Annotated in this window: 13 protein-coding genes and 3 pseudogenes; 4 read left to right on the top strand and 12 right to left on the bottom strand. The window is 40.1% G+C overall.

Translation table 11 applies throughout. From position 1 onward, the window contains the following. From ADICYQ_RS10910 to ADICYQ_RS10855, 12 genes and pseudogenes are all read right to left on the bottom strand, one after another. Nucleotides 1-768, bottom strand: a complete 768-nt coding sequence (locus ADICYQ_RS10910; protein WP_020892575.1) for a cell division protein FtsQ/DivIB — start codon at nucleotides 766-768, stop codon at nucleotides 1-3. Beyond that, on the bottom strand, nucleotides 755-2,155 hold the full coding sequence (murC, locus tag ADICYQ_RS10905; RefSeq protein WP_020892574.1) for a UDP-N-acetylmuramate--L-alanine ligase: 1,401 nt from the start codon (nucleotides 2,153-2,155) through the stop codon (nucleotides 755-757). Before murC ends, ADICYQ_RS10910 begins: the two co-directional genes overlap by 14 nt. Further along, nucleotides 2,152-3,233 (bottom strand): annotated as a pseudogene (murG, locus tag ADICYQ_RS10900) (undecaprenyldiphospho-muramoylpentapeptide beta-N-acetylglucosaminyltransferase). Before murG ends, murC begins: the two are co-directional and overlap by 4 nt. Nucleotides 3,234-3,267: 34 nt before the next feature. Beyond that, nucleotides 3,268-4,437 (bottom strand): FtsW/RodA/SpoVE family cell cycle protein, encoded by a 1,170-nt coding sequence (locus ADICYQ_RS10895; RefSeq protein WP_020892571.1) that lies wholly within the window; start codon nucleotides 4,435-4,437, stop codon nucleotides 3,268-3,270. Continuing rightward, complete coding sequence (murD, locus tag ADICYQ_RS10890) at nucleotides 4,437-5,783, bottom strand: UDP-N-acetylmuramoyl-L-alanine--D-glutamate ligase (protein ID WP_020892570.1); 1,347 nt, start codon at nucleotides 5,781-5,783, stop codon at nucleotides 4,437-4,439. Before murD ends, ADICYQ_RS10895 begins: the two co-directional genes overlap by 1 nt. Further along, nucleotides 5,784-6,995: a phospho-N-acetylmuramoyl-pentapeptide-transferase gene (gene mraY, locus ADICYQ_RS10885; RefSeq protein WP_020892569.1), complete on the bottom strand. Its 1,212-nt coding sequence runs from the start codon at nucleotides 6,993-6,995 to the stop codon at nucleotides 5,784-5,786. Nucleotide 6,996: 1 nt separating this feature from the next. Continuing rightward, nucleotides 6,997-8,463 (bottom strand): UDP-N-acetylmuramoyl-L-alanyl-D-glutamate--2,6-diaminopimelate ligase, encoded by a 1,467-nt coding sequence (locus ADICYQ_RS10880; RefSeq protein ID WP_040415735.1) that lies wholly within the window; start codon nucleotides 8,461-8,463, stop codon nucleotides 6,997-6,999. Continuing rightward, nucleotides 8,460-10,561, bottom strand: a pseudogene (locus ADICYQ_RS10875) (penicillin-binding protein). Before ADICYQ_RS10875 ends, ADICYQ_RS10880 begins: the two are co-directional and overlap by 4 nt. Continuing rightward, on the bottom strand, nucleotides 10,558-10,938 hold the full coding sequence (locus ADICYQ_RS10870; protein WP_040415732.1) for an FtsL-like putative cell division protein: 381 nt from the start codon (nucleotides 10,936-10,938) through the stop codon (nucleotides 10,558-10,560). Before ADICYQ_RS10870 ends, ADICYQ_RS10875 begins: the two are co-directional and overlap by 4 nt. 2 nt (nucleotides 10,939-10,940) lie before the next feature. Beyond that, a complete protein-coding gene (gene rsmH / locus ADICYQ_RS10865; RefSeq protein WP_040415729.1) occupies nucleotides 10,941-11,846 on the bottom strand; it encodes a 16S rRNA (cytosine(1402)-N(4))-methyltransferase RsmH in 906 nt (301 codons plus the stop codon). Beyond that, nucleotides 11,839-12,288, bottom strand: coding sequence for a division/cell wall cluster transcriptional repressor MraZ (gene mraZ, locus ADICYQ_RS10860; protein ID WP_020892563.1), 450 nt, complete (start codon nucleotides 12,286-12,288; stop codon nucleotides 11,839-11,841). Before mraZ ends, rsmH begins: the two co-directional genes overlap by 8 nt. Before the next feature lie 328 nt (nucleotides 12,289-12,616). Further along, nucleotides 12,617-13,592 (bottom strand): annotated as a pseudogene (locus ADICYQ_RS10855) (polyprenyl synthetase family protein). 119 nt (nucleotides 13,593-13,711) lie between these two features. Between ADICYQ_RS10855 and ADICYQ_RS10850 the strand changes: the two are divergent. The 4 genes from ADICYQ_RS10850 (at nucleotide 13,712) to ADICYQ_RS10835 (ending at nucleotide 18,461) form a co-directional block, all read left to right on the top strand. Beyond that, nucleotides 13,712-15,406, top strand: coding sequence for a 1-acyl-sn-glycerol-3-phosphate acyltransferase (locus tag ADICYQ_RS10850; RefSeq protein WP_040415725.1), 1,695 nt, complete (start codon nucleotides 13,712-13,714; stop codon nucleotides 15,404-15,406). Continuing rightward, nucleotides 15,384-16,445: an NAD(P)H-dependent glycerol-3-phosphate dehydrogenase gene (locus ADICYQ_RS10845; protein WP_020892558.1), complete on the top strand. Its 1,062-nt coding sequence runs from the start codon at nucleotides 15,384-15,386 to the stop codon at nucleotides 16,443-16,445. Before ADICYQ_RS10850 ends, ADICYQ_RS10845 begins: the two co-directional genes overlap by 23 nt. A gap of 283 nt (nucleotides 16,446-16,728) precedes the next feature. Continuing rightward, complete coding sequence (locus ADICYQ_RS10840; protein WP_161625595.1) at nucleotides 16,729-17,541, top strand: metallophosphoesterase; 813 nt, start codon at nucleotides 16,729-16,731, stop codon at nucleotides 17,539-17,541. Nucleotides 17,542-17,660: 119 nt separating this feature from the next. Next, nucleotides 17,661-18,461, top strand: a complete 801-nt coding sequence (locus tag ADICYQ_RS10835) for a hypothetical protein (RefSeq protein ID WP_020892556.1) — start codon at nucleotides 17,661-17,663, stop codon at nucleotides 18,459-18,461. The last annotated feature ends 73 nt before the right edge of the window (nucleotides 18,462-18,534 follow it).

Raw genomic sequence — 18,534 nt, 5'->3', positions numbered from 1 at the left:
TTATTCACAAATAATTTGATCCTTATATTTTACATTGACCCGGTCATAAGTATTCCATCCTTTTTCTGGTAGGATTTTCTTATAATAGGTTTTTATTTTTCTAAACTTTATTTCAATATCTTCAGGCTTCCCGAACTCTATCACTTGTTTCCCTACTTGCTGGTACATATTGATGTCTCCATTTGCAAGTAGTTCTAAAGCACTGATTTGAGCCAACCAGAAAGGATCTGAGTTGATAAATTTTATTAACTCCATCAATGGAGCATTTCCAATCGACAGGTCATTTTCTTTTAACAATGCCTCAGCTTTACTACCTGTCAGAATCAAAACTCTTGTAGTGTAGTTGGATGAGGTTGGAAGAATTTTTCCGGAGGAGCTGATATACCCATCAGCAGCCATTGGACGAACTATTCTTGCAATGGGTACATGTTGGCTCACTTTCACCATTAAAGTGCCCTTTAAATCTTCAAATACCTCCGCCTTTTTCACAAAAGGATGTGCCTCAACCTTTTTTTCCACTGCATGGATAGATACTTTTTCTTTAGCCGTGTTGCTTAGTAAACTTGGAAATGCATTGGTCAACAATTCAATTACTTCCTTTTCATCTACAAAGTAAACATCACTCACACCCTCTACATAAACTTCAAGTTCAGAAAGCGCACGACTTTCTGTCTTATGCTCTGTAAAAGCTATAAATCCAACCAACGTCACTCCCAATACTATCATCAGGAAGGACTTTTTAAGTTTCCATCCCTTATTCTTTATCATCTCTTATCCATTTTTCAATTGGTTTTACCAAACGGTCAATGTCTCCAGCACCAATAGTTACCAGTACTTCTGGGACATGCTGTTGCAAATGGGCCAATAAATTGTCTTTTGATATCACGCATTTATTAAGGCTTGTGATTTCAGGAAGTAACATCTCCGAAGTAATTCCGGCTATTGGCTGCTCCCTTGCAGGATAAATGTCTAGTAAAATGACTTCATCTGCCAAGGACAAACTTTCAGAAAAACCACTGGCAAAATCTCTAGTACGCGTAAATAAATGCGGTTGAAATACTGCGGTGATTTTCTTGTCTGGATACATTGCTTTTACAGACTGCAGAAAAGCTTTAATCTCCTCTGGGTGATGCGCATAATCATCGATATAAGTGATGCGGTCACTATTGTAAATCTTTTCAAATCGTCTTTTTACGCCTTTATAAGTAGCTATACCTGCAGAAATTGCCTCCTTTGAAAGCCCGTAATGAATGGCTACTGCTATTGCTGCTAGTGCATTCTCAATATTATGAAAGCCCGGAACCCCTAATACAAGCCCATCGATTCGCTGGTCTTCTGCTACATAATCAAAGGTAAAGGAGGTTGTACCTACTTTAATATTATCCGCATGGATATTCCCTGAATGCAAGCCGTACTGGAATATCGGGGTTGTCCCGATTTCTTTTTGCTTGATTTTTTCATAAGCATTCTGATGAATGATCAATTTACCACCTGGGTTGGTAAGCCTGATAAACGCAGCAAAACCTTCCATCAATTGTTCTGCATCACCATAAATGTCCAGGTGGTCTGGATCGATGCTGGTAACTATACTCAGGTCAGGGTGGAGGTGTAAAAAAGAACGATCAAATTCATCGGCTTCCACCACTACTACTGGTGACTCAGAACTCCCTTCATCATGAAGAATAAGGTTGTTTTTATAATTTTGAGTAAGGCCCCCTAAAAATGCAGCTGTATTGTGTCCTGCATGTTTAAGCAGGTGTGCAACCATGGATGAAGTAGTCGTCTTTCCATGCGTTCCCGCGATGGCAACAGACTCCATGTTTCTTGTAATCAGACCCAGAACTGCAGCTCTTTTCTTGATGGCAAAACCATTTGCTTCAAAGTACTTGAACAGTTCGCTGCTTTGAGGTACGGCAGGAGTCCAGACAATTAATTTGTCAGCACCCGAAGTTTTAAACGGTTCAGGAATACTATTGCTATCATCTGCGTAACTTATTTGCATTCCTTCCGCCTCAAGCGCTTCTGTAAGTGGCGATGGTGTTTTGTCATAACCATACACAGGAACTCCAATATGATTGAACCACCTGGCGATGGCACTCATACCTATTCCTCCAATTCCTAGAAAAAAGACGCTATGTAAGTTTTTTAAATTCATTGTATCAATCCTTCCATTACTTTGACAATATCTTTGGCTGCCTCAGGCTTTGCCAGTTTCTTAATTGCTTGAGACAATTTGTCTCGTTTATTTTGGTCATTCAGCAAGGAATGTACCATTGGCGCTAATTGCGCAATGGCTTCATCATCCTTAAGGATTAATGCTGCGTTTTTCGAAACATAAGCCATGGCATTTTTGGTCTGATGATCTTCAGCCACATTCGGAGAAGGGATAAAGATCACTGGTTTTCCTACCAAGCTTAATTCGGAAACCGATAAAGCACCAGACCGGGATATCACCAGATCTGCAGCAGCATAAGCAAGGTCCATGTCCTTGATAAACTCCAAAGGAAAAATCCCTTTGACACCAGAGGCCTTTACTTCTGCCATGGTTTTTTCATAATAGAACTTTCCTGTCTGCCATAAAACCTGGTAGCCTTTGGATTCGAAATCTACCATGGAATGAAGCAGGGCCTGATTGAGTGTTCTGGCTCCCAGACTTCCTCCGATGGAGAGGATTACAGGTAAATCAGGGTTAATCCCAAAATGAGCCAGTGCTTTTGCTTTTTTATCTGCTATCGAAAGGATGTCCTTTCTTACAGGGTTTCCGGTATAGGTGATTTTAGCTTCAGGGAAATAGCGCCCCATGTCAGGGTAGGCCACACAAATGGCACTAGCGTTTCTTGCCAATAGTTTATTGGTCAATCCGGCATAGCTATTTTGCTCCTGTATCAGTGTAGGTAGTCCTTTGCGCTGAGCAGCAAAAAGGACAGGGCCACTGGCATATCCTCCAACTCCTACTACCAGGTGTGGATCAAAATTTTTGATTATTTTTTCGCTTTTTGAAGGCTACTCAACACCTTAAAGGGAAAGCTTAAGTTTGCTAGTGTTAGCCTTCTTTGCAAGCCTGCAATCTTCAACCCCTCTATTTTATAGCCTGCTTCTGGTACTTTTTGCATTTCCATTTTGCCTTCTGCACCTACAAACAAAACTTCACTTTCTGGATATTTTTCGTTCCAAGCCTTAGCAATAGCTATGGCAGGGTAGATATGTCCACCAGTGCCTCCACCACTAATAATGATTCGATATGTTTCTCCAGTGTTATTCAATTCTTTATGCTACTTTAACTTTTCTATTGATCGATTTTTGTTCATTAACAAAGGCATCTTCATGATCACCTCTGCTAATACTTAATATAATACCTAAGGATATCCCCGTGAATATCAGTGAGGTTCCCCCCATACTTACCATGGGTAAGGGCAATCCCGTAATGGGTACCAACCCTACGGTTACCCCCATGTTTATCATGGCCTGTATCACCAGAGAAAAACTCAAGCCAGCCGATAACAAACCGCCAAATGGCCGGGTGGATATGGCGACTACGCGCATGCCTCTATAGAGTAGGGCCAGGTAAAGGAAGAGTACAAATCCACCTCCAATCATGCCATACTCTTCAATGATGATGGCATAAATAAAATCTGAATAGGGGTGAGGAAGAATATTTCTCTGTTCACTATTTCCAGGACCTTTGCCCGTAAAGCCACCTGTAGCAATGGCGATATAGGAATGCTTGGCCTGGAATGGGATCCCAGCAGGATCATCATCCATGAATTTTTCTATCCTTGAAAAGAAAACGCCCCCTCTTTGTCCCATCAAAATAGCGGTAGAAAGCACCAATGCACCTACCATACCAACCACTAAAAGGTATTTTAAAGGAACTCGTCCGATAAACATAAGCAACAAGCAGGTTGCAAGTAGCATGACGGCCGTTGACATATTGGCCATGGCTATAAGCAGGCAGATGATGCCAATCCAAATGATGATAGGGATGAATGTTCCTTTAATATCTGTAATCTTCCTTTGTCGTTTTGCTAACATTCCTGCCACCGCTGAAATAAGGGCTAATTTGGCCAAATCAGAAGGCTGGAATGCCTGGTTTATTATTGGTACTGTAAGCCACCTGTTGGCTTCATTGATCGTGGACCCAAAGAAGTAAGTGATCATCAGCAATGGAACACTTACCCAAAGGGCAAACAGGCTTAACTTAGAGAAGTATTTGTAGGGGATATTGTGCACCGCCCACATGACTACCAGACTGGCCAGGATCAATGCACTGTGCTTAAAAAGGTAGATCTCCGTGTTTCCACCCATCCTTCTATAAGCAAGAGAACCTGTAGCTGAGTAAACAGCCAGAATACTGATTAAAGACAATAGCAGGACGATTCCCCAAATAATCAGGTCGCCTTTTAAGTTGTCTTCCAGCCAGATTTTTACTTTCGTCATTAATTTTTATCCTTTAATCTTATTACCGCCTCTTTAAATTGATCTCCTCTATCCTCGTAATTTTTGAACAAATCAAAACTTGCGCATGCAGGAGATAAAAGGGCTACATCTCCTGATGTTCCATGATCAGAAGCCCATTGTACTGCTTCTCTTATGTCTTCGGTGCTTAGAATGACCGGTATTTTACCTGAGAAAGCTATTTTTAACTTTTCATTTTCCTTTCCAAGGCAAATCAGCACTTTGACATGATCGATTACTTTATCATCCAATAAGCTGTAATCATTTCCCTTGTCCACCCCTCCAGCTATCCATATCAATGGCTCCTGGAAAGCACTAAGTGCAAATGCAGTAGCATCTACATTGGTGCCTTTGCTGTCATTGATAAACTTTATGCCTTTGATTTCTGCTACTTCTTCCATTCTATGGGAAGCATTCACAAAGCTTTTTAATGCTGGTCCGATTTCCTCTATAGCCGTACCTGCCAATATCGCTGCCGATGTTGCTGCAAGCGTGTTGATTAAATTATGTTCACCATGGAGGACCATTTCACTTGTTGGCCAGGACCATTCTGTTCCAGCAAGTCCAAGGTGTAATTCATTGTTCTGAATATATCCCTTGGTTAACGTTTGTTCTTCCAAGGCAATGGGGATTAGGTTAGGTTGGCCTATCCTGTTTTCCATGGCGTTCAATATATTTTGATCGCTCTCATAAAAGATCAAATGGTCTCCTTCAACCATCTTGTCTGTAAGTTTCATCTTTGCGGCAGCATATTTTTCTAGCTTATACTGATACCGGTCCAAATGATCAGGTGTAATGTTCAACAGAATGGCGATTGTAGGTTTCAAATTAACAAAGCCCTCTATTTGAAAACTACTTACTTCTAAAACCCACCAGCTATAATCCTTTTCAACCAATTGCAATGCCCAGCTTTGACCAACATTTCCAGCCAGACCTACATCCATACCAGCACTTTTCATCAAGTGATAGATTAGCAGGGTAGTGGTGGTTTTTCCATTGGTACCAGTGATGGCTATCACCTTGCCCTTAGAAAATCTTTGTGCAAATTCCAGCTCATCTATTACGGCTATACCTGCGGCCAATAATTGGACAACTATTGAGGCTTCATAGGGTATACCTGGTGACTTAACAACCGTTTGCGCATCTAAGAGGATGTTCAAACTGTGTTGGTCTTCCTCAAAAGCGATGTCTTTTTCTAGAAATACGTTTTTTTTCTCGGCTTTAATTTTTCCCGCATCAGACACAAAAACCCTGTGCCCATGCTTATGGGCCAATAAAGCAGCTCCAAAACCACTTTCTCCGGATCCTAAAATTACTGTCTTCTGCATTTACCTTAATTTTAATGTTGCCAATGCCATGATGGCAAACAAAATTCCCAAAATCCAAAAACGAACAGTTATTTTGGCTTCAGGTATATTTTTTTTCTGATAATGGTGGTGTAAAGGAGACATCAAAAAGACCCTTCTTCCCTCACCATATTTTTTTCTTGTGTATTTAAAGTAACCTACTTGAATAATGACAGATAGCAATTCGATAAGAAAGATTCCACACAATATTGGGAGGAGCAATTCCTTTCTTAAGGTCAGGGATAGCACGGCTATCACACCACCTATCATGAGACTTCCTGTATCACCCATAAAGACTTGTGCAGGGTAAGAGTTGTACCATAAAAAGCCAACGCATGCCCCCACAAATGCAGAGCAGAAAATCACCAGCTCTCCAGAGTTGGGAATAAACATTACATTTAGGTATTGGGAGAATATGACATTGCCACTGATATAGGCATAAATGGCTATGGTTAAGCCTATTATTGCCGAAGTGCCTGCCGCTAATCCATCAATTCCATCCGTAATATTTGCTCCATTAGAAACTGCTGTAACCACAAATATTACCAATAGGATATAGAGAAATGGGGTTAAGTTTTCTCCCAGAAAACCGAAAACCACATCATAGTTTAGCTCATTGTTTTTGAGGAAAGGAATCGTTGTCTTCATGGACTTAACATCCTCAAAAGAGGGCGTTGCCACGGTTCCTTCTTCTATAGAAACACTGTCGTGAAATTCCCTCACCACTACATCCTCATGGAAATAGAGGGTGGTGCCTACGATAATACCAATTCCGACCTGACCAACAATTTTAAATTTCCCAGCAAGGCCTTCTTTATTCTTTCTGAATACTTTGATATAATCATCCAGGAAACCAATGGCTCCCAACCATAGGGTCGTTACCAGCAAAAGAATGATGTAAATATTAAAAATATTGGCAAAAAGAAGGGTAGGGATAACAATGGCAGCCATGATCATGACTCCTCCCATTGTAGGAGTGCCCTTTTTTTCCAATTGCCCCTGAAGGCCAAGTTCTCTTACCGTTTCCCCAATAGATTTTTTTCTGATCCAATCAATAATGGTTTTACCCAAAGTGATGGTGATCAACAGGGAAAACAATGCTGCCATGCCTGCCCTGAAAGAAATGTATTTAAATACACCTGCTCCAGGGAAATCAAATGTTTGGTCGATATAGTCAAAAAGGTGGTACAGCATCTTAATCCTTGAATAAAAGCTTTAAAAGTTCACTAACTATTTTTTTGTCGTCAAAAGGATGTTTTACCCCCTTTATTTCCTGGTACGTTTCATGGCCCTTTCCTGCGATCAATACAATGTCCCCAGGTTGTAATAGGTGGCAAGCTGTTTTAATAGCAGATTTTCTGTCTTCAATTGAAAGCACTTTCCTTTGGTCTATTGGGCTTAGGCCTGCCTCCATATCCTTAATGATGGCCATTGGCTCCTCATCTCTTGGATTGTCAGAGGTAAGGATGACCTTATTACTGAATTTGCAAGCGATTTTGGCCATTATAGGCCTTTTCGTGACATCCCTGTTGCCACCGCAGCCTACTACTGTGATGAGGGTTTCTGTTCCAGTACGGAGTTTTTGGATCGTTTTTAATACGTTTTCAAGTGCATCAGGTGTATGCGCATAATCGATTATAGCCGTGATGCCATTTTGAACCAAAAGATCAAACCTGCCAACAGCTCCTTTTAGCATTGAGAGCTGACGTAATACTTCTTCCTCATTTTCTCCAAGAAGCTGGGCAATGCCCAATACCCCTAAAAGGTTGTAAGCATTGAATTCGCCTGTTAGTCTAAACCAAACGGATTTCCCGTCCAGGTCCATTTCAAGGCCTTGAATAGAATTGTCTATAATTCGGGCTTTAAAATCTGCTGGATACTTCAAAGCAAAGGTATAGTGCCTTGCTTTGGAATTCTGAAGCATGACCAAGCCTCTTTTATCATCCGCATTCACCAATGCAAAAGCATCCTTTGGCAATTCGTCAAAGAGTTTTTTCTTTGCCTTGATATAATGGTCAAAGTCCCCATGATAATCCAGGTGGTCATGGGATAGGTTAGTGAACAATGCTCCGGCAAATTTTAATCCCGCCGTCCTTTCCTGTACAATGGCATGAGAACTGGCTTCCATGAAGCAATGGGTACAACCTTCCTCAAGCATTTTGACCAGCAGTTCATTGATTGAAATGGTATCTGGTGTGGTATGACTTGCAGGGATTATCTCCTCTTTAATTTTATTCTCAACAGTAGATATCAAACCGGCAGAATAGCCCAGTTCTGTATAAAGCTGGTGCAATAAGGTTACTGTGGTGGTTTTACCATTGGTACCCGTCACCGCTACTATTTTTATTTTGTCTGAAGGATGGTCGTAAAAGTTGGCAGCCATCAAACCCATAGATCTTGAAGCATTTACTACTTGCACGTAAGTGATCCCTTCCTTCAAGTTTTCTGGAAGATGCTCACAAACAATCGCTTTGGCTCCTTTTGTTATGGCTTTTTCAATATAGGCATGACCGTCCACTTGGGTTCCCTGGATAGCGATGAAAGCGGCTCCTTCACTGACGTTTCTACTGTCAAATGTCAGTTGCGTGATTTCCACTTCCATATTCCCCTTGGTAGAAACCAGCGAAACTTTGTACAATATGTCCTTTAATTGTTGGCTCAACTCAATGATAATTTTATGATTTGGTCGCTTTTGTAGGCAGTTCCTTTGGTTAAGGATTGGGTACTTACCCTTCCTGTACCAGAGAACTGTACTCTAAGCCCTTTATTTTCTAGTATATATAGGGCATCTCTTAATGTCATGCCGATAACATCCGGTACTACAGGCTTTTCAACTGCATTGCTCACCCATTGAATGGACTTGTTAGAAATGCTTGATTGTACCCAAGTATTGTTTCCTGCGTAATGATTGGAGATGCCCATGCTGTTACAAATCATTTGCAACTCCTCCGCTTTTCCTGCCCTTATATAAGGGAATTCATCGTTGTTTACCCGTTGGAAATCGTTTTTATCCATTTCCTGGATATTCATGTCTTGCGCATAAATTTTATCAGCGATTTCCTTAAAAACCGGAGCAGAAATATCTCCTCCATAAGCATTGTACCCTTTGGGACTGTCAATGACCACGATGGCACTGTATTTCGGTTGATCTGCTGGGAAATAACCAGCAAATGAAGTATAGTACTTTTGGGTGTATCTCCCATTTATTAATTTTTGGGCAGTGCCAGTTTTACCTGCAATGGAATAAGTATCAGTAGCAATGTTTCGAGCAGTTCCTCTATCTACTACTCCTTGAAGCAATTCCTGAAGGAGTTTAATTGTCTTTTTAGAAGCGATATTTCGTGACAATGTTTCTGTTTTAAATTCCTTTTCAATGGTATTTCCTCTGGAAATCTGCTTCACAATCATGGGCCTTACCATGTCGCCACCATTTGCAATGGCATTATAAAAAGCCAATGTTTGCAAAGGGGTGATCTTTAATTCATAACCTATAGACATCCAAGGAAGGGTAGTTCCGTACCAGTTTTTATCATTAGGGTTTTTGAAATAAGGAATTCCTTCGCCCTTCAATTGAAATCCAAGTGGCTTGTCCAAATTGGCTTTCTCAATGTAATCGATGAAACGCTGAGGTTGATGGCCAAAATGTTCTTCCACCATTTTAGAGACGCCTACATTAGACGATTTCTCAAACACATCACGAACAGTGAGCATTCCATACCCTCCGCGTTTTGCATCTCTCATGTATCGATCATAAAATTTATAAACACCATCTCCAGTATCGATACTATCGTTTAAATTGATCTTTCCTTCTTCCAATAAGGCCATCATAGAAAGCAACTTGAAAGTTGAGCCCGGCTCTGTTAAACCTTGTTCCCCGACTGCATAATTATAATACTCGCCGTAACCATAAGATTGTTGGTTTTTTCAAGGTTAGCAATGGCTTTGATATGACCCGTGGCCACTTCCATTACAATCACTGAACCAAAAGCAGCATCCTTGCTGATTAATTGCCTCAATAAAACAGATTCTGCTACATCTTGAATATTAACATCCAGTGTGGTAACAATATCAAACCCATCGGTTGGTTTAATGTCATCAGCATCGTGCAATGGTTTCCAGCTTCCACCCACAATTTTTTGAAACAGGGCTTCCCCGTTTCTTCCTTGCAAGTATTCATTAAAGCTGTATTCCAGACCGACGCCATATTGGTCTTCATTTAAAAAACCGATTGTTCTTCCGGCTAAATTTTTAAATGGGCGATATCGTTTGTCAATTTTCTCGAAAATCACACCACCCCCCATTCTTCCTTTTTTGAAGACAGGCCAATTGGACATGACAATTTTTTCCTGATAATTAATTTGGTGCCTATTTAAAATCAGGTACTTTTTTCCATCGTTACGGGCATCGAGAATCATTCTTTTGTAGGCATTCGCTGATCGATCCTTATAGAAAGCTGACAAATTCCTTGCGAGAGAATCAAAACTAGCTTTCCAGTCAGTACTCTTGTCAATAGAAGGATCAATGGCTACCCTATAAAAAGGGAGGCTAGTGGCCAGTAAACTTCCTTCTGTGCCGTAGATATTGCCTCTTGTGGCTTTTACAGGTCTGTATTTTAGATTGATGTCCTCGGATAATTGGCGCCATTTATCACCCTCGGCCATTTGAATATGACCTATTCTATAAAAAATAGAACAGGCAATAAGCAAAACTGCCAAAAAGGAAAGCCTTACACGGAGCAATATGGATTTTTTGATATTCACTTCTCCAATATTATTTTCTGTGGTGGCTCTTCTATTTCAACGATGCCCAAGGGCTGAATTTTTTTTGCTACTTCAGATTGTTTACTAGCATACATGTACTCTGCTTCCAAAGTGGTCACATCTGCGCGCAGGTCTTCAACTTCCTGCTGAATTCGGTCAATTTTTCTAATGGTGTTCTCCGCCTTATAATTGCTCCAGATATATACCATAGCCAAAAAGGAAGCGTACAAAAGAGGCAGCACAAATTTTACAGGAACACTCTCACCAATGAGCGCACTGATGTCCAGCTTTTGCTCAATAAAGGCAAAAGGATTGAACCTGGATTTCTTCTGGTCCCTTGACGATTTGATCGGACTTTTAAAGCTGTTTCTTCCCATGATCAAAGTTTTTTTGCTATCCTCAATTTGGCACTTCTGGCTCTTTTATTGGTTTCGATCTCTTCTTGATCTGCCACTATTGGCTTTTTGCTTACTGGTTCAAGGGGTCTGATGGGGTTGCCATAAAAATCCTTTTCAAGGTCTCCATGAAGTTTGCCCTTGGTCATAATGTTTTTAACCATGCGGTCTTCCAGGGAATGGTAACTCATGATTACAAGTCTACCTTCACTTTTCAAAAGCTTGGTGCTTTGTTCCAACATTTCCTCCAAAGCAAGCATTTCCTGGTTTACCTCGATGCGGAGGGCCTGAAAAACCTGCGCGGAATATTTTGCATATTTGCCACGGGGAGCATATTTATCTAAAAGAATTTTAAACTCCTGAATGGACTCAAATGGGACATTGGCTCTGGCGGAAACGATGGCTCTAGCTAGCGTTTTTGCATTTCTTATCTCTCCATAAATACCAAAAATTTTATGAAGCGCTTCCTCTTCATAAGTGTTCAATATAGTGTCGGCAGATAGGTCTCCTGATTGGCTCATTCGCATATCCAGCTTGCCTTCAAACCTGGTCGAAAAACCCCTTGAGGGTTCATCTATCTGGTGAGAGGAAACGCCCAAATCAGCCAGGATGCCATCTACTTTGTCTACGCCATAGATTTTAAGATACCTGCGTAAATCCCGGAAATTGGCCATGACGAAAGTGAAATTTTCATCATCTGGAGCATTTTTTTCGGCATCTGGATCTTGGTCAAAACCATACAAGTGTCCCTTGTCGAGCTTTTTCAGGATTTCACGGGAATGCCCCCCTCCTCCAAAAGTCAAATCTATATAAGTACCATTGGGGTCGATGTTTAACCCTGACAGGCATTCTTCGAGCATTACGGGAATATGGTAGGCTGTATTATGCACTTTTACCTAAGAATTTTTTGTTTAAATCACTGAACCTTTTCTCTTCTTTACACATGAATGCTTCATAGCATTCTGGGTTCCAAATCTCTATTTTTGTACCTATACCAATCACGATGGCCTCTCTCTCCAATTCAGCGTGGCGTAGCATGGTTTTGCTAATCACAAACCTGCCAGTAGCATCTAAATCTACCGTAGACTCCCTCCTGAAAAAGGACCTTTTGAAAAACCTTACATCATCATCCGTGTCATCCAGGCTGGCGAGTTTATTATGGTCTTTTTTTACTTCGACCATTGGTATCAATTCAAGACATGGTTCCAAACCTTTGCGCAGCATCATTTCCTGACCCAAGGACTCAGGGATTAAAGCCTTCATTTTTGAAGGCAATACCAACCTGCCCTTGGCATCCAATTTACACTCAAATTCTCCGGTAAATGATGCCATATCTGTTCTGCCTGATTACTGGATACAAAAGTAGTAAATAGCTAAACACTTTTTACCACTTTGCCCCACTTTTTACCACATTGCTATAAAAGTATCTAATACTAACTAGAAACACAATTATTTTTTAAAAAATAAACAGTAGTGGTGCCCTGATCCAATTGGCTATGAATCAGTAGGTAATCATTGGGAAATCGCAGGCAATATCCCTTTAAAGCTAGATTTTGAAGGTATTTCAACCGATAAAAAAAGTTAATTTATTTGATTGATTTTTAAGTGGGATAAATTCCCGTAAAATCCCAGTGTTTTTCCGGAAAAGCAGAATTAAGGGTTATTTTTTCCTTTCGATGGTATAGGTTACCAAGGTAGTCAAAGAATTTTTGAATGGAGACTCAGGGAAGTTTTCTAACAAGGTTAGGGCTTCCTGGTAATAATTGTTCATTATTTTTTGAGCATATTCAAGTCCACCTGATTTTTTAACAAATTCTATGATTTCATTAATGGTGGCCTTGTGCTCACTTTTGTTTCTAATCTTATAGATGATTTTTTTCTTGTCAATCCATGTGGCATTTTGGAGTGCATATATGAGAGGGAGCGTCATTTTTTTTCTCTTTGATATCAATACCGACAGGTTTCCCGACAACATCTTCACCATAATCAAAAAGATCATCTTTGATCTGGAATGCCATTCCAACTTTTTCACCAAAGAGTCTCATCTTTTCAATGTTTTCCTCAGAAGAGCCAGAAGTAGCGGCCCCTACAGCACAACAAGAGGCAATTAGACTGGCAGTTTTTTGACGGATGATTGTGTAATAAACCTCCTCAGTAATGTCGAGTTTCCGTGCTTTGGAGATTTGTAAAAGTTCCCCTTCACTCATTTCTTGCACCGCATTGGAAACGATTTTAAGTAGCTCAAAATCACCGTTGTCCACGCTAAGTAAAAGGCCTCTGGAGAGCAAATAGTCTCCTACCAAGACAGCGATTTTATTTTTCCACAAAGCATTGATGGAGAAAAATCCTCTTCTGTAATTGGCATCATCTACCACATCATCATGTACGAGGGTGGCTGTATGCAATAATTCTATTAAAGCCGCTCCTCTATAGGTTGATTCTGAAATATTGCCGCTTACTCCTGCGGTTAAGAAAACAAACATCGGTCGCATTTGCTTTCCTTTTCTCCGGACAATATATTGGGTAATATGATCCAATAATTTCACCTTACTTTGCATGAAAGTGCGAAATTTCTTCTCAAAATCAGCCATCTCGGTGGCTATTGGGGCTTGTATCTGCTTTAAATCCTGATTCATTTGACCTTTAGATGATGCAATAATACAATCTATTCCACCATTGACAAAACCGCTCAATTGATAATTCTGTTTAATGAATTTTATTTTTGGTTATCTTTGAACAACTAAACGACATAAACTTGACCGACGACTATATTAAACACCAGTATGAGCCGATCCTCCCCAAGAAGGATGAATGGCCTGTGGTAAAACTAAGTAAAAGCCGTAAAGAATTTATCCAACAGGTGGTGGAGTCGAGTGTGGGGAATATTAAAGGGCTTACTGGTAATCAGTTACAGGCGCTTAAAGAGGAGTTGGAAATTACGCTTTTTAAAGAAAGGATGCGGATCAAACAAAACTCTTGGGCGGTTGATCCTGATGATGAGCAGGAGTTTTGGGCAGAAGTAAAAGCAGCGCTATTGGCATTGGATTCCGATCAACAAATTGAGGATGAAAAAAAGAAGCAAGAGTACTTTGAAGTGCTTACTCGAATTACCAGAAGATATGCGGAAGAGATTGCGAGTAATTTCAAACACAGTCATTATAAAATGACCAAAAGATTTGTGTCTTTTGGTTTTTCACGATTGCTAAATACTTCCAGAGTCAAAGGCTTCAAATCGATTTTTAGCAATCAATATCGGCTCCAGGATAAAATTCAGATCATAGGGGAAACTGATCAAATCAGGGAACTTGCTTCAAAGGGCACCATAGTGATGGTACCTACTCATTTCAGTAACCTAGACAGTATACTTATAGGCTGGACCATAAGTACTTTGGGCTTGCCACCTTTCATTTATGGGGCAGGGCTAAATTTATTTAATATCCAGATATTCGCTTATTTTATGAATGCTCTGGGCGCTTATAAGGTAGATAGACGTAAAAAAAATCAGGTTTACCTGGAAACCTTGAAAACTTATTCCAGAGAAGCCATTCAATTTGGCTGTCACAGCCTGTTTTTTCCCGGAGGCACGCGTTCCCGAAGTGGAAATATTGAATCGAAAGTTAAACTTGGCTTACTAAGTACGGCTATTGAAGCCCAAAGAGCCAATTATCAAAAAGGGGATACTGAGTTTGGTAAGGTTTTCATCGTTCCAGTAGCGATCAATTACCATTTTGTACTTGAAGCCCCCAGTCTGATAAAAGAACACTTAAATTTTACCGGACAAGAGCGATATTACAGCGAGTCTGATGAATTCTCTACTTCGTATAAAATCTCTAAATTCTTAGTGAAATTCTTCACAAAAGGATCAGATATTTCCGTGTCCATAGGTAAAGCCATGGATATATTAGGCAACTATGTAGATACTGACGGAAACAGTAAAGATGCCCATGGTCGAAGCATAGACTGCAAAGACTATTTTATGGTGGACGGAAAGGTAAATGTAGATTTGCAACGAGAAGAGGAATACAGTAAAAAATTAGGCAAAAGAATAGTGGAGGAATTCCACAAAATAAACAGGGTTTTTAGTAGCCACCTAGTGGCTTTTACGGCATTCAGGCTGCTTAAAAAGCAGAACAGCAAACTGGATCTTTTCAGCTTGCTTAGGCTACCTGAAGAGGATCTTTTCTTGCCCTATGACACCTTCAAAGAAGCTTGTGGTTTGGTGTTGGCGAGAATACAGCAATTAAGGGAAGAAGGTGCCGTCCATATGGCGCCACATATGAATGCTGGGCTAGAGGAGATTATTCAGCATGGCTTACAAAACGTAGGGATGTATCATGCCAAAAGACCGCTCAAAAAAAATGAGGCAGGAAATATCGTAACGGAGGATATAAGTTTATTGTATTATTATCATAACAGACTTGATGGATATGAATTGGAAAAAATCATCTGAAAATAAACCGATAGGGGTAATAGGGATCGGTAGTTTCGGAACTGCAATTTCCAATTTGCTGGCAGAGAAAAACAATGTCTTGGTATATGCCAGGGATGAGGCTGTAGTGGAAGCGATTAATAAGACCCATATGGTCAAGAATCGGAAATTGGCGAGTAGCATACGTGCCACAACTGATCCCAAATTGATTTGTGATTCGTGCAATGTCATGTTTCCGATGATCCCTTCATCAGCCTTTCGAGAGGTAATGGTAAGGTTTGCCCCCTATCTTCATCCTTACCATTTTTTAATTCATGGTACCAAGGGGCTTTCTCTTAACCTTCCTGAAGGTAAAGACCTCGGGAATATTAAAAAAATACAACGGAAGAATATCTGTACCATGAGTGAGGTGATCATGGAGGAAACGGTTGTGGAAAGGATCGGATGTCTGGCAGGACCCAACCTGGCCAAGGAACTTTTAGAAAACCAACCTGGCGCCACAGTGATTGCGAGTCGCTACAATGAGGTGATTAGAGAAGGCCAGCAGCTTTTGCGGTCCGACAATTTTCAGGTGTATGGCAATTCGGATATTATAGGAGTGGAGCTTTCAGGTGTACTGAAAAACATCATAGCCATTGCCTCTGGTGCATTGTCAGGCCTTGGGCTTGGGGACAATGCCAAAGGACTTTTGATCTCCAGAGGGATGGTAGAACTGGTTTACCTCGGCAAAGCCATGGGAGGAAGCACCAAGTCATTTTTAGGACTGGCTGGAGTTGGTGACCTGGTGACTACCTGTAATTCCACGCTATCTAGAAATTACACCTTGGGCTTTAGATTGGCCAAAGGAGAAAAACTTACCGATGTTGTGGCCGATATGGAAGAAGTAGCTGAGGGGGTAAATACCGTAAAATTGATAAAGCTATTTTTGGAGTCTACAGATTTACGAGCCCCCATCACCGAAAACCTATACAAAGTTTTGTTTGAAGACCTAAAAGTGGAGGCAGCCCTTCAATACCTGATGAAGTTTCCTATCTATACGGATATCGATTTCTTTGATTAAAATAGGAGGATAGGTCTATCAAGAAGAAAATTGAATAGAGATACAAAACTGTACCATTGTATTTGAGGCCCAATCGATAGCGTCTTTAAAAACCAATCAGCAGCATTGAGTGCTAAGGGATTTTAAAACCTGTAAAAGTCATTGCTTGATTTAGAAATGATTTCAGGCTTTTGGATAATATTAAATTCGCAGATGTTGGTAGGGACCCCGTAAAATCTTTTGATTATATTTGTTTGCGTTGCTAAGCTTTTGTGCTATTTCTATAAAATTAAACCGGATGATTTTGCGTTTGAAAACCTTTATAATTGTTGGACTACTTGCCTTTTGTTTCTCTTGTGCTGAAAAAGCGCAGCAGCCGTTTAGTTTTGTACAGTTGTGTGATACCCAGTTGGGAATGGGAGGTTATGAGCATGACATAATGACATTCAAACAGGCCGTTGAACAAATAAATGAACTCAATCCTGACTTTGCCGTGATATGCGGTGACCTGGTTCACAATGCCACTGACAGTTCCTATTCAGATTTTTTGGCAATTCTGGAGACGCTAAAAGTGCCAAGCCATTTGGCACCTGGAAATCATGATGTTGGAAACGTGCCAAATGATACAACGCTTAGCTTTTACAGAAAAACGATAGGAGAAGATTATTTCGATTTTCAAAACAAAGGATACTCGTTTATTGTGACCAATACCCAGTTATGGAAAGTTGATGTAGCGAACGAATCAGTTAAACAGGACAAATGGTTTGAAGAGACCCTTAAAATTCAGGAGGCTAAAAAACTTCCCATATTCGTTATTGGGCACTATCCTATATTCCTGGAAAATCCAGAGGAAGAAGAGAAATATTACAATATACCTCCAGTAAAACGCAAATGGATTTTGGACTTGTTTAAAAGCAACAATGTTTTGGCGTATTTGTCAGGACATACACATAAATTGTTGGTTAACAATTATGAAAACATTCAGTTTGTCAGCGGTGAAACTACCAGTAAGAATTTCGACGATAGACCTTATGGATTTAGAGTTTGGGATGTGTCATCCGATACCATTCAGCATCACTTCGTTCCTTTAAATCTCCCAAAAGTAGAGCAAGAGTAAACGGTAAATGAATGAAAAGTTAATCTGTCAAAATAGGAGTCCATTTATTTGGGCTGTGAATTGGTCAACTTGTTGATTTTTATGGTTTTATTTGTTTTCTTTAATCAAGAAAGACCACTATGAGTGAAACCCAATACCAACTTGTTTTTAAAATAGATGTAAATCATTCCTATTTTAATGGAAACCAAAAAGCTCCTCTTACTATTATTCCCTCCCAATCTTCCGGGCAATCCATTTCTCGGTTAAATTTTATTGTAAAAAAAAGGAACGGCGGTTTGGATTTATTTGTAGCATCACCCTTTCCATTGGCTGATTATTTAAAAACCATTGTTCATAAAACTGGGATTGAGTTTTTTGATTTTGACTTAATTAGTGAGGATACTTACTTTACTTCCTATACTGCGTTTCCTGTAGACGGATTAGGCTTGTTTCAGTATTCTAGCGACGATGAATTGAACAAAATCGAAAATGGAATAATTGTTCTTCATCCAGTTTATCAGGGAGCTCAAACTGGTCCTGCTTTAGGGAGAATACGTGTTTGTTTGGATGACTTAATACCACCTTTAGAAGCTGGGAGAAGTGTTCATTTTAATATCAACTTCAACTCAAGATCAATCCAATGGCAATATAATTTCCTAAATAATGGTGGACTACCCTTAACAGGGATAAGCATTGTTAGTGATTCGGGAGTTCAATTTAGTGGGCCTACTGAAGTAGTTCTTAAAAATGGTCATAGCGCAATGCGATTTGATAGCAATGTTTTAATCCCACTCAGGCAGAATCCTGAATATTCATTTGATTTATTAAAGGGAGGGAAAATAATTTTAAAGGGCTTACCAAGTCCAAGTCCTTCCGGCCTTTTTAAAATAGAAACCGACACCGAAGCGATAATGGGCGCTGCTATGTACGTTTATGTATAAAAATAACTATCCCAAAAGAAGGAGAGGTGATTTTGGAAATCAGATCTTTCTATTCTTTGATTCAATAAGGATT

The sequence above is a fragment of the Cyclobacterium qasimii M12-11B genome (assembly GCF_000427295.1).
GTDB lineage: Bacteria > Bacteroidota > Bacteroidia > Cytophagales > Cyclobacteriaceae > Cyclobacterium > Cyclobacterium qasimii.
Note: the sequence above shows the minus strand (reverse complement) of the source record. Positions and strands in the feature narration are given on the sequence as shown.